This window comes from Halanaerocella petrolearia (assembly GCF_054657875.1).
Window position 1 is genome coordinate 1,112,487 of record NZ_BAAHXW010000001.1, and the last position, 12,522, is coordinate 1,125,008.

At 31.8% G+C, this 12,522-nt stretch carries 11 protein-coding genes and 1 tRNA gene; 3 read left to right on the forward strand and 9 right to left on the reverse strand.

The features are described from left to right. Positions 1-71 precede the first annotated feature (71 nt). From ACYQ39_RS05700 to ACYQ39_RS05710, 3 genes are all read right to left on the reverse strand, one after another. A complete protein-coding gene (locus tag ACYQ39_RS05700) occupies positions 72-1,229 on the reverse strand; it encodes a UxaA family hydrolase (RefSeq protein ID WP_459841054.1) in 1,158 nt (385 codons plus the stop codon). 17 nt (positions 1,230-1,246) lie between these two features. Further along, on the reverse strand, positions 1,247-1,534 hold the full coding sequence (locus ACYQ39_RS05705; protein WP_459841056.1) for a UxaA family hydrolase: 288 nt from the start codon (positions 1,532-1,534) through the stop codon (positions 1,247-1,249). A gap of 247 nt (positions 1,535-1,781) precedes the next feature. Beyond that, the gene (locus ACYQ39_RS05710; protein WP_459841058.1) at positions 1,782-2,804 is read right to left on the reverse strand and encodes a sigma-54 interaction domain-containing protein; all 1,023 of its coding nucleotides are present in this window, start codon (positions 2,802-2,804) and stop codon (positions 1,782-1,784) included. Between the two features lie 303 nt (positions 2,805-3,107). Here ACYQ39_RS05710 and ACYQ39_RS05715 point away from each other — a divergent pair, with 303 nt between their 5' ends. Together ACYQ39_RS05715 and ACYQ39_RS05720 are read left to right on the forward strand one after the other, a co-directional pair. Next, a complete protein-coding gene (locus tag ACYQ39_RS05715) occupies positions 3,108-3,575 on the forward strand; it encodes an ImmA/IrrE family metallo-endopeptidase (protein WP_459841059.1) in 468 nt (155 codons plus the stop codon). 181 nt (positions 3,576-3,756) lie between these two features. Continuing rightward, positions 3,757-4,905, forward strand: a complete 1,149-nt coding sequence (locus ACYQ39_RS05720; protein WP_459841061.1) for a tyrosine-type recombinase/integrase — start codon at positions 3,757-3,759, stop codon at positions 4,903-4,905. 90 nt (positions 4,906-4,995) lie between these two features. Here ACYQ39_RS05720 and ACYQ39_RS05725 read toward each other — a convergent pair. The 3 genes from ACYQ39_RS05725 to selA form a co-directional block, all read right to left on the reverse strand. Next, positions 4,996-5,094 (reverse strand) — tRNA-Sec (locus ACYQ39_RS05725). A 105-nt stretch (positions 5,095-5,199) separates the two neighbouring features. Then, entirely contained in the window at positions 5,200-7,113 is a 1,914-nt protein-coding gene (gene selB / locus ACYQ39_RS05730) for a selenocysteine-specific translation elongation factor (RefSeq protein ID WP_459841062.1), read from the reverse strand. Between the two features lie 15 nt (positions 7,114-7,128). Continuing rightward, on the reverse strand, positions 7,129-8,544 hold the full coding sequence (gene selA / locus ACYQ39_RS05735; protein ID WP_459841064.1) for an L-seryl-tRNA(Sec) selenium transferase: 1,416 nt from the start codon (positions 8,542-8,544) through the stop codon (positions 7,129-7,131). A 264-nt stretch (positions 8,545-8,808) separates the two neighbouring features. Between selA and ACYQ39_RS05740 the strand changes: the two genes are divergently transcribed. Beyond that, complete coding sequence (locus ACYQ39_RS05740; RefSeq protein WP_459841066.1) at positions 8,809-9,477, forward strand: TetR/AcrR family transcriptional regulator; 669 nt, start codon at positions 8,809-8,811, stop codon at positions 9,475-9,477. Here the strand turns inward: ACYQ39_RS05740 and ACYQ39_RS05745 are convergent. The 3 genes from ACYQ39_RS05745 to ACYQ39_RS05755 form a co-directional block, all read right to left on the reverse strand. Then, complete coding sequence (locus ACYQ39_RS05745; RefSeq protein ID WP_459841068.1) at positions 9,467-10,627, reverse strand: aminotransferase class V-fold PLP-dependent enzyme; 1,161 nt, start codon at positions 10,625-10,627, stop codon at positions 9,467-9,469. The two genes, ACYQ39_RS05740 and ACYQ39_RS05745, sit on opposite strands and share 11 nt — an antisense overlap. 101 nt (positions 10,628-10,728) lie before the next feature. Beyond that, positions 10,729-11,298, reverse strand: a complete 570-nt coding sequence (gene yedF, locus ACYQ39_RS05750; protein ID WP_459841070.1) for a sulfurtransferase-like selenium metabolism protein YedF — start codon at positions 11,296-11,298, stop codon at positions 10,729-10,731. A gap of 261 nt (positions 11,299-11,559) precedes the next feature. Next, positions 11,560-12,510: a TDT family transporter gene (locus ACYQ39_RS05755; RefSeq protein ID WP_459841072.1), complete on the reverse strand. Its 951-nt coding sequence runs from the start codon at positions 12,508-12,510 to the stop codon at positions 11,560-11,562. Positions 12,511-12,522 lie beyond the last annotated feature (12 nt).

Sequence of the window (12,522 nt, forward strand, 5' to 3'; positions counted from 1 at the left end):
AATTATTAATAATGACTCTTTTGTAGGTGACGGTCTCTATCGTCACCTACCTTATCTTAAATAAATTAATACTAAAATGTCGGTGCTATCTTATGAATCCCAAATTCTTTATGACCTAATAATTCAGCCTTTGTCTTTTTACCATTACAAACCTCAACCATAGATTCAAAGATCTCATCAGCAAGGTTATCTATTGTTAACCCTTCATCAATAATCTTACCTGCATTAATATCAATATTGTCTATCATATTTTGATAAGTACTAGAATTACCAGTCACCTTAATTACTGGAGCTAGTGGTGACCCAGTTGGTGTTCCTCTACCGGTAGTGAAAATTACTACTTGTGCCCCCCCTGCTAACATTCCAGTAATTGATTCTATATCCTGACCAGGAGTATCCATAATATGAAACCCTTTATCTGTAGGTACTTCAGCATACTCTAAAACACCTTCAATAGTAGCTGATCCAGCCTTATAAATACAGCCTAAAGACTTTTCTTCAATTGTAGTAACCCCGCCTTCCATATTTCCTGGAGTTGGTTGCCCACCTCTAATATCAACACCTAATTCCATAGCTCTATCTTCAATCTTATTTACAGTATTTAATAGTTTTTCCTCTACTTCTTCATTAACTGCTCTTTTAGCCAGCACATGTTCTGCACCAATTAATTCTGTTGTTTCAGATAGCATAGCTGTTCCACCTAACTCTATAAGCTTATCAGAAGCTCCTCCTACCGCAGGATTTGCTGCAATACCAGAAGTTGAATCAGTACCTCCACATTCAATAGCTAATGTAATCTTACTGATATCTACCTCTTCTTTTTCCATCAATGCAATTTCATTAGCAAATTCTCTAGCTATTCTAGTACCTTCTTCAATTGCCTTTAATGTTCCACCACACTCTTGAATAGTTATTTTTTTAACTGGTTTTCCTGTTTCTTTAATTCTTTCCGCTACCTCTGATGGCTCTGCTCCTTCACAACCTAATCCAACTACTAATACTGATGCAACATTAGGATTTTTACCTAATCCTACTAATGTATCAACTGTTTGATCAGCATCTGCTCCTACTTGGCAACATCCATGTTGATGAGGTAATGCTACTGCTTCACTAATATGTTCCGCTATCCTGACTGCTGTTTCACTTGAACAAACAGATGTAGGTAATATTAATAAATGATTTCTAATACCAACCTTTCCATTTTCTCGTTTATAGCCTTGTATCTTCATACTTACCCCTCCTCTTTTTATAAATCTCCTCTTCCTCTCTTACTTTCTAAGTTGTGTACGTGAACATAATCACCTAATTTAATATTCTTACTTGCAGCTCCTAAACTCTCTCCATATTTAATTACATCATCACCTTTTTCAATCGAATCTAAAGCAAATTTATGGCCAAAAGGAATGTCTTGATTAATTTCAATTCTTTTCACCTCTCCATCAATCTCAACATTAATCTCTTCACCTTTTTCGATTTCTTCCACAACAGTAGCGACATTATCTCCTGATTTCATAACAAGACCTTTTTTACTCATAATTTTCCCCCTTTCCCTTGATTAATTTTTCCTTTCGCCAATATAATATTGCAATTACTATTCCAAAATCTTATAATTTTATAAAAATATTTAATTATTCATATTAAAACTACCATGAACCCCTATTACATCAACAAACTAATCTTTTGAATTTATTTTCTTATAACAATTTATAGAAACTAATTATTTTAAGATTTTAAAATAAGAAAAAACGTTATGTTTAAAAAATAAACATAACGTTTAATTATTAATCGTTTTTTAGTTTTCTCCATAAAGTCGTTCTAGTAATTCCTAACTTTTTAGCTGCTTTAGTTTTACTCTCTTCTTTTTCTACCATTTTAGTTATAACTTTCTTCTCTATCTCTTCCAAACTAGAATCTAAATCTATAGAATGTGTATTATGCTTAAAATTATATTCTTTCTTATCTCTTATATTAAGTTTAGCCAATATAAAATCTATATCTTTTTTCTTAACTACTTGTGAATCAGAAATAACAATTATCCTTTCTATTATATTTTCTAACTCCCTTACATTTCCTGGCCAATCATAGTTAACTAAAGATTCTATTACTTCAGTATCTATTCGCTTTATATTCATATTTAATTGTTGACATTTTTTCTTTAATAAAAATTCTAATAATATCATTATATCACCTTTCCTTTTACGTAAAGGTGGAATTTCAAGTTCCAGTACATTCAATCTATAATATAAATCTTCTCTAAAGTTCCCTTCACTAACTTCCTTATTTAAATCTCTATTAGTAGCAGCTATAATTCGAACATCTATAGGAATAATTTTTTCACTTCCTAACCTCATTACTCTTTTTTCTTGAATAACTCGAAGTAACCTAGCCTGTAAAGATTTTTCCATTTCACCTATTTCATCTAAAAAAATTGTCCCCTTATGAGCTAACTCAAATAATCCTTTCTTTCCACCTTTCTTAGCCCCTGTAAAAGTACCTTCTTCATAACCAAATAATTCACTTTCTAATAAATTAGTAGGTAATGCTGCACAGTTAATAGCAACAAAAGGGCCTAGCTTACGTCGACTACAATTATGAATCCCTTGAGCAAATAACTCCTTTCCCGTCCCACTCTCACCTCTAATCAAAACCGTAGAATTTACTTTACCATATTTCCTAGCTAACTCTTTTCTTTTTATTATCTCTTCACTATCCCCAATAATATCTTGAAGGTCATACTGAGCAACAAGCCCTTTTTTATGTAATTCCTGTCTTATTTTCTGCTCTAACTCTTGAACTTTAGTCACATCTTGAAAAGTAGCAACTGCTCCTGTTATCTTTTCTCCAACTACAATAGGAACTCTATTAGTAACAATCTTTGTATTATTAATATTTTGAATACTTCCTATATCTTTATCACCATTTTTAATTACTTCAATTAATCTAGTATTTGGAATTACTTGATCTACTTTATTACCTATTACCTCATTTGCTTTCTTTTTAAAAAGCTCTTCTGCTGTAGGATTAAAAACTGTTACAGAATTTGCTAAAGAAGATGATATTCCCGAATAATAATTTTACAATTATATAAGTAGAGAAGGAGAGTACAAATGAAACTAAAAGATGGTCAAAAAGTAGCTAAAAACTTTTTAGATGAATATAACCTTACAAGCCCTATCAAGATCAAAAAAGTTACCGATATTTTGAACATCAAATTAGCTTATTTAGAATTAGATTCAAATAAAACTTCAGTTGGTCTTCTTGATGGTAAATTTAAAAATTTAATTGTTTTAGATCCTGAACTACCAATAAAAAAGAAACGCTTTTTAATTTGTCATAAAGTAGGACATATCTTACTGGAAGATCAAGAACAAGTGCCTGAAAAAATAATCAATGCTTTTGCTAGAGAATTACTTATGCCCTCTGCTCAGATTACTAAACAAGTTGTAAAATGTGATTATAACTTAGATAAGTTATCAGAATTTTTTAAAGTCCCAAAATCGGAGATAATTACTAAACTAAAAACTGAAGACATCTATCATCATTGCCATGATGAGAATTATGGCAACTTTTTTTAACCACATTAATTAATTTTTAACAATCTTGTTCTATATATCATAATCTTAAATAATAATTAAATTATGTAATTATTATTTATAATTATAAAATTAATGGATATTTTAAAATAACTTACTCTTCTTTTATTTTGCTGTCTAAATTATAATAATCATAATACTCTATAAGAAGGAGGATTTAGCAATGGCACACTTAAGAAAACGTGGTAAGAATAAGTGGCAAATTTGTGTAGAAAATGGACGAGATCCTGTAACAGGTAAAAGAAATAGGATTTACGAAACTATTAATGGCACTAAAAAAGAAGCAGAAAAGAGGATGTATGAATTAGCACACAAGCAAGATACGGGCCAATATATCGAACCATCAGAATTAACAGTTAAAGATTTTTTATTACAGTGGATAGAAGATTATTGTGAGAGTAATTTGGCCCCTTCTACTCTCGAAAGTTATACACTAATTATTAAAAAGCATTTAATCCCTACTTTAGGTAATATTAAAATTAGTGATTTAGAACCAATGCATATTAAAAGATATCAGACTCATAAGCTCAAAAATGGCCGTAAAGATGGTAAGGAGGGAGGATTATCAAAACGAACTGTGCAATATCACCATCGAGTATTATCAAAAGCTTTAAAGCATGCTGTGAAATGGAGAGTACTTGATAATAATCCAGCTGAGGTTATACAAGCCCCTAGTCCTGATAGACCAGAGATTAAAGCACTAACCCCTGAGCAAATAGAAAAACTACTTGAAGTAGCTAATGACTGGGTCTATGACTTAATCTATATAGCAGTTTACACTGGTATGAGACGAGGAGAAATATTAGCTTTACGATGGCAAGATGTAAATTTTACAGAAAAGAAATTACAAGTTAAGCAGGGAGTTACTAATCCCGTTGGGAAAGGATTAATCTTTAGAAAACCTAAAACTCCTTCTAGTATTAGACCAATTGATGTAGATGAAGATGTAATTAAAGTTTTAAAACGAAGAAAAAAGGAACAACAAGAAAATCAATTAAGACTTGCAGATAAATATAATAACCAATACAATCTTGTTTTCTGTAAAGAGACTGGAGAAGCTATACGTCCTCAAACTGCTACTAGAAATTTTAATCGTGTTGCTAAAAAAGCTGAACTATCTAAATTTAGATTACATGATCTAAGGCATACTCATGCAACACTTATGCTTCAAGCTGAAGTTCATCCTAAAATAGTCCAAGAACGACTCGGACACTCAACTATTAATCAAACTTTAGATACTTATTCCCATGTTATTCCTTCTATGCAAAAAGAAGCAGTCCAAAAACTAAAAAACAGCCTTAAAAATAAATAATGGCGTCAAGATGGCGACATTTAAAAATAATCCCTCCAAAAAATAAAAAAGAACTGTTTTAAAAACAGCCATAAAGCCCAACAAATCAATTGGCGGGAATATGTGGGAATCGAACCCACCACAGACGACTTAAGCCGCCTGCCACTGGATTTGAAGTCCAGGGCATCCACCATGGATGCAGCCATTCCCTTAATTTTTCAGTTTTTATCTTACTTCGCTAATTATTATAACATATTATACTTTAATTGTAAACAATAATATTATTTATTATTTATTGTATTTAATAGCAAATTATTATTCATCTGCCAAAAATCTTATGTTCTCTTCTCTTCTAGTAACACCTTGTTTATCAAAATACTCTAATAAAGGTAGGGCATACTTCCGACTACTATCTAATAGATCTCTGAACTGGGCCAACTTTATCTGCCCCTCTTTAACTAAATAATCTTTTAACAACTTCTTAGCATTATCTAAAGCTTGTTGATGAAAATATAAACCTTCTTTTATCTTAACCAACTCTCCACTAGCCACTAAAGCATTAGTAACTTCTGTAGCTAAATCTTCTCTAGTAAAACTATCTATAACTTTCTTCAATTCATGTGGTTTAAAGCTATGTTGTCTAAATAAAGTGGATATTTCTTCTTTTATTTTTTGCTCTTGAGGATTAAACTCAACCTCAAAGCTTTCTAGACTTAATTTAGCATCCTCTTCCTTAATCTCATTATTCTGCTTTAAATCATCTAATAATAGGTTATACTCATTAGCATCTAACTCTAGTTCTAACTTAGTTCTCACTTCTTCTTTATCCCGACCTAATCTTAAATGATACTGCTGATGGTAGTCTGCTAATAAATCAATTACTTTCTCTTTTAAAGCTTGATAATGGCTATAGTGTAGCCAATTAGAGCTATGTCCTGTATCTAATTCAACAACTTCCTCTTGAGCAGATAATTCAGTCAACACCTCTGTTAATTGAGATTGAGACAAGTTAGTGGCTTGTACTAAATCTTCTCTTGCTAACGGTCTTTCTGTAGCCATCTTTAATTCTACTTTAACTCTTTCTTCTATACTACCTCTTTCTTTTGTTTCTAAAACTGATATAACCTCTTTATCCTGGCGATGATGGCGCTTAGGATTAGTTTCTAAAATTTGTCCTCCTCCTATGGTAGTCATTGGAGAATAACGACGCATAACAAATCTTTCTTTGAAGTTAGCCACTACTGTCTCCTCTAATCTAAATTGCACTAAGCCCTTTTGGCCTGGATAAAGCTCTTCTTTATCTAATAAATAAACTCGCCCCAATACTTCCTTGGCCCCTAAATGTAATCTAATTCTATCACCATGTTGTAAAACCATTGGAGCAGAAGATAATAATTCTAAGCAAGCATCAAGATACTGAGTATTAACTAAACTATCTTTAGTAGCTAAAACATCTCCTCTTTCTACTTCTTCTGTATCTATATTGGCTAAATTAACTCCTACTCGTTGACCAGGATAAGCAGTCTCTACTGATTTTTCATGAACCTGTAGACTACGTACACGAACCTCAATCTGAGAAGGATAAATCTCTAGCTTGTCCCCTACTTCAATCTTACCATTAATTAAAGTTCCAGTCACAATAGTTCCATGACCAGAGATAGAAAAGACACGATCAATTGGAAAATAAGTATTAGCTGTTTCATCCTTGGCAGGAATATCCTCTACTACTTCTGTTATCTCCTTCTTCAATCTATCTATTCCAGTTCCTTCTACTCCAGAGACAGGTATAATAGGTACATCAGCTAGAAAGTTATCTGCCATTGACTCTCTAACTTCTTCTATTACTAACTCTAGCCATTCCTCATCTACTAAATCACTTTTAGTAATAGCTATCAACCCTTGCTCAACATCTAATAATTCTAAAATAGATAGGTGCTCCTTAGTCTGAGGCATAATTGTTTCATCAGCAGCCACAACTAATAATCCAATATCTACTCCTCCAGCTCCAGCTAACATATTCTTAATAAACTTCTCATGCCCTGGTACATCAATAATTCCTACTTGCAAACCAGAAGTTAATTCTAACTTACTAAAACCAAGATCAATAGAAACACCACGTTCTTTTTCTTCATCTAATCTATCAGTATCTTTTCCAGTTAAAGCTTTAATTAAGGTTGTCTTACCGTGATCAACATGGCCAGCTGTCCCAATAATTAGATTTTTATCCACCCTTGCTCCTCCTTCTTAAGCCAAATTCTGTAGTGCTTTCACTAAATAAGTTTCATCTCCTTCTTGTAGAGTTCTTACATCTAATAAAACTACTCCATCAGATATTCTAGTGAAGATAGGAGGATCATTAAGTCGTAATTCTTCTCCAATCTGGTGAGCACTTAACTGCTGATGGGCCAACTCTATAACATAAGTGGGTAATTCTTCTAAAGGATAAGAACCTCCTCCAACTCGAGAAATTCCTTCTTTAACTCTTAATTCTAAGTCTCGAACATCTATCTTTTTAAGTCTTTCCATCAGTTTCTCAGCTTTATCTTTTAACTTATCCTGTGACTGAGTCAACATCTGTAAAGTTGGAATCTCTTTTTTAGCCTTTTTTAACTCTCTATACTGCTGTAAAGTTGCCTCTAAAGCAGCCAAAGTAAATTTATCAACTCTTAAAGCTCGATTCAAAGGATGTTCTTTCATTTGATCAATATACTCTTTACTACCTACAATAATTCCTGCTTGAGGACCACCTAACAACTTATCACCACTGAAAGTTACTATATCTGCTCCAGCTTGAATACTATCTTGAACAGTAGGCTCATAACTCAAACCCCAAGGAGTTAGATCAATTAAGACACCACTACCTAAGTCCTCTACTACCGGTAGATTATATTGATTACCTAAATTAACTAACTCTTCAAGTTCAACTTCTTTATTGAAACCCATTACTCTATAATTACTAGTATGTACCTTTAATAAAATACCTGTCTCTTCACTAATTGCTTCTTCATAATCTGAAAGATGAACTCGATTAGTAGCCCCTACCTCTTTTAACTTAGCTCCACTTCTCTCCATTACTTCTGGAATTCTAAAGGAACCTCCTATTTCTACTAACTGTCCTCGAGCAATAATAGCTTCTTGTCCTTCACTTAAACTACTTAATGCTAATAAGACAGCTGCTGCATTATTATTGACTACCAAAGCTGCTTGGGCACCAGTTAGTTGAACTAATAAATCTTCTACAATTTCATAACGTGAACCTCGCTCTCCAGTATCACAATCAATCTCTAAAGTCGAATAACTACTAGCTACTTGTTCTAACTTCTCTATAGCAGAATCACATAATAGAGATCGTCCTAGATTTGTATGAATTACAACTCCAGTAGCATTAACTGCTGTAACTAACTGGTCACTAGTCCTATTATTTAAATAATCTGTTACCTGTTGTAAAATTTCTTCAGCAGTTACTTCAATTCCACTTGATTCTAGCTCTTCTAATTTATAATTTAAAATCTTATTCCTTAACCTTTCTGTAACTTCTCTAATAGATTCTACTACTAACTCTCGAGAGTATCTTTCAACTAATTCCTTTCCTAAATCTATTGTTAATAAGTCATTAACTGCTGGAATCTGCCTTAAATAAGCCTGCTTTTGTTGATTCATTGTTAGTTAATACCCCTTTTTATCTATCTTTTATTATAATCACCCTTCATAATTAACATATCTAAACTTCAATTATATAACATTACAAATTATTTATTTTTTAAAATAGTTATAATATATTTAGATTAATCCAAAATATAATAAAAAATTATTCTACATAACCAAGAAAGCTTTAGTCTAGTTCAAGTTCTTGACTTAACAGGAAAATTTATTATATACTTTAACAAAGATTAATAATCTATATAATTTAAGGAGTTGATATTAATGATCAATATCGAACAATGTAGTCTTAAAAAGAAACATATATTGAAGATATTTATTAAAGCTACTACTCAAATTATTGAAGAAGAAGGAATTGAAGCAGTTACTATCAGAAAAGTAGCTGATATTGCTGGTTATAATAGCGCTACCATTTATAATTATTTTGATAATAGTAATCAACTAGTATCTTTAGCAGCTGTAAAGTTTATTAATAATTACATAAAAGCATTGCCAGATTATATAAAGAATGCTGATAATACTTTAGATAGATTCATATTAATTTGGAAGTGTTTCTGTGAATACTGTTTCAAACAGCCTAAACTTTATTATGCTGTCTTTACTGAAAATATTGGTAATCAACCTGAAAATTTAATGCGTAATTACTATTCTATCTTTCCAAATAAGGTAAATAATCATCCACAAGAATTAGTTCCTATGCTTATGGAAGCTGATTTTGCTAAAAGATGTGAAATTGCTATCCAACCTTGTATTGATAAAGATTATTTTACAGAAAAAGAAGCTGCAGAAATTAATGAGATAATCAGATTAATCTATCAAGGAATGTTATCTCTATTAATCAATAATCGAGTCAATTACTCAGCAGAAGAAGCTACCAATAAAACTATTAGTCATATTAAAAGAACTGTTTATACTACAGCTTCTACTGAATAAAAGAGGAGCTGTTGTTAATTATTTCTTGTAATGCTTTTAAAAACTTATCTATCTCTTCTAGAGTATTAAAATAACTAAAACTAACTCTAACTGTGCCTGAATTATAAGTTCCAATACTCTGATGGGCCAACGGAGCACAATGAATTCCAGTCCGCACTACAATATCATATTTACTATTCAAAATATGTCCAATAGTAGCGGGCTCAATTCCTTCTACTCTAAAGGAAGTTACTCCTACCCTGGCTTGACCAATTTGAGAAGTAAGAACCTCTACTTTCTCTAACTTCTCTAATCCTAGCATTAATTGCTCTACTAAATTATCTTCATGTTTTCTTATACTTTCTAAAGTTATATCTTCAATAAATTCTATTCCTGCCCTCATCCCTGCAATCCCAGAGGTGTTTAAAGTGCCACTTTCATATTTATCTGGTCTGATATTTGGATTCAACTCTTCTTTAGAACTACCTCCAGTTCCTCCCTCTAATAAAGGCATAAACTCAATACTAGAGTTAAAATAAAATCCTCCTACACCTTGCGGGCCAAATAATCCTTTATGGCCTGTAAAAACAAGAAAGTCTACATTTAATTCTTGCAGATCTATAGGCAGAATTCCTGCTGTCTGAGCTGCATCTATTAAAAAGTGAACATCTTGTTGTTTAGCAATCTCTGCTACTTCTTTAATCGGTAAAATATTACCTGTTACATTAGAAGCATGAGTCATAGCAATTAATTTAGTTTGATCAGTAATAGCAGTCTTAACATTCTTTAAGAAAGTTTCTCTCCCCTGTTCAGTATCAACTACTGTTAAATCAATTCCTTTTGTCTCTTTTAAACGATGTAAAGGGCGCAAAATAGCATTATGCTCTAAACTACTAATTATTACATGATCTCCAGCAGTCAATAAACCTTTAAAGACAAGATTAGTTGCTTCAGTAGCATTTTTAGTAAAAGCAATTTGACTGCTATCTGTAACATTAAAAAAGTTAGCTACTTTATTTCTAGCTTTAAAAATAACTCTACTAGCATCTAAAGCAACCTGATGGCTACCTCGACTAGGATTTCCACTTTTATTACGTAAAACCCGATCTGCTGTCTGATAAACTATTTCTGGTTTCTGCCACGTAGTTGCTGCATTATCAAAGTAAATCATCTTTACCTCCTCATTGAATTAATTAAATAGTTAATAAAGTAAAAAGTCATCACTTGCTACTGAATCTCATATTAATATTACTACATCCTAAAATCATATAACTATATTTCAACTACTCTACCTGAATTAAGAGAATCGAGTATTTCATACATATTGCTAACACTACCAACTTCTAAATCAGATTCTACTCCATAATACTCTAAGCAAGTACCACAAGATAAGATAGTGACTCCTTTATCCTCTAATTCTTTTAAATGCTCTTTAGCTTCTTGATTTAAAGTTGGAACTTTAACTCCACTATTTATGAAAATAATCTTTTCTGGTAGTGGAGTCACATTTAATAGAGTACTAATAAATCCTTTCATTAATATATTACCTAATTCTTCTTCTCCTTCTCCTAAAGTATCACTTGTAAAAAAATAAACCTTTCCTCGATTATCTTTGTTAGATTCTACTGTTCTATCATCTTGCTTATCAATTGTTAACTTATAATATTTATCTTCCTCTAAAGTACTAACACTACAATTCATATTCTTAGCTAACTTAGTTACATTCTCTGCTTGAACTTCGTCATCAACAGTTACAACTACCTTATTCTCCTCCTGTAAAGCTTGTTTCGTCTTAATCACCGGTTTTGGACAATCAAGTCCTCTAGCATCTAATTCTTTCATCACTACCACTCCTTTATAAAATAGTTTCAATTAATTTTTTCTCTTAATCAATTATAAACAACTCTAAAGTGGAACAATATTGATACTATTGAGTTTGAGGTTGAGATTAAGTCAACCACTAAAATCACTGGCTTTATGGTTTGCTCACCTTCGGGTCTAAAAACTAGACCGCTTCGTGATAGATCTACTTAAACTCAAACTTAGGCTTTATATCAATTAACTTTCATTCTAAAATCAAATTACTGTATAGTGCTAATAACCTTATTGAGCCACTTTACTTGTCTGACTTTGTTGTCTACTCCAAATTGGTTGAAAATAACCTAAATATTTAATTAAAACAAATAAAACTAAAATAACTGATAAGAGTTCCATTATATGAGCAGGATAACTGAGTAAAGAATTACCAAACTGCTCTTCTAAAAATTTTGTAGTTAACTTTAATCCTATAGCCGTTATAACAAAAGGAAAAGTAAAACCAGAAAAACTAGGGTAAAATCCAACTCTAATCATTTTAGGCAGATAAATTACAACTCCTGTTGCCATTATTAAAGTCAATAATGTTAACCAGCCCACTAACAGTAAACTTTTTTCTGGAAATGAACTTATATATCCAGCCAGACAAAGTCCTGCTGGAGCTATAAAGATAGAAATAGTAGGTAATGCTGGGTCTTTAATCTCTCTAATCCAGAAAACCCGGTAAATAACTACTGGTAGTAAAATCATATAAGTAATAAATCCAAACCAGAAAATTGATTGCCCAAGATGGAGATGATTAAATACAGGAGCTGTTACACTAGCAACTACTATCCCCACATAGACTATAAAATAACTAGGAAATACTTTCTTAATATCAAAGTTTAAAATAAAATACCTGGAAAATAAAATAATTAGCAAACCATGAAGAATAATTCCACCATACCAGCTATATAGAGCTAATAGATAAGAGAACTCAACAATATAACTAGCTAAAATCATAATTCCCATAGAAAAAGTAAGAGCTACACTTGCTACTATAGGATTTTCTAATTCCTTAAAAAAACTTTTACGATCAATAATAAATCGTCCAACTAAAAGCAAAACTATTAATGTAGCTAATATTCCAGCTATGTAACGATACTGACTACCATAAGAACCAATCAGATTACCTAACCCAGCCAGTCCAAGCATCAAGCCTGCTATCGGAATCGGAGTTTCTTCAAAGATCTTAGTCATATTAACCTCCTT

Bases quoted from the DNA above. Each gene is read 5' to 3' on its own strand.
- ACYQ39_RS05700 (WP_459841054.1), bottom strand. From the start codon at position 1,229: ATGAAGATACAAGGCTATAAACGAGAAAATGGAAAGGTTGGTATTAGA.
- ACYQ39_RS05705 (WP_459841056.1), bottom strand. From the start codon at position 1,534: ATGAGTAAAAAAGGTCTTGTTATGAAATCAGGAGATAATGTCGCTACT.
- ACYQ39_RS05715 (WP_459841059.1), top strand. From the start codon at position 3,108: ATGAAACTAAAAGATGGTCAAAAAGTAGCTAAAAACTTTTTAGATGAA.
- ACYQ39_RS05720 (WP_459841061.1), top strand. From the start codon at position 3,757: ATGGCACACTTAAGAAAACGTGGTAAGAATAAGTGGCAAATTTGTGTA.
- selA (WP_459841064.1), bottom strand. From the start codon at position 8,544: ATGAATCAACAAAAGCAGGCTTATTTAAGGCAGATTCCAGCAGTTAAT.
- ACYQ39_RS05740 (WP_459841066.1), top strand. From the start codon at position 8,809: ATGATCAATATCGAACAATGTAGTCTTAAAAAGAAACATATATTGAAG.
- ACYQ39_RS05745 (WP_459841068.1), bottom strand. From the start codon at position 10,627: ATGATTTACTTTGATAATGCAGCAACTACGTGGCAGAAACCAGAAATA.
- yedF (WP_459841070.1), bottom strand. From the start codon at position 11,298: ATGAAAGAATTAGATGCTAGAGGACTTGATTGTCCAAAACCGGTGATT.
- ACYQ39_RS05755 (WP_459841072.1), bottom strand. From the start codon at position 12,510: ATGACTAAGATCTTTGAAGAAACTCCGATTCCGATAGCAGGCTTGATG.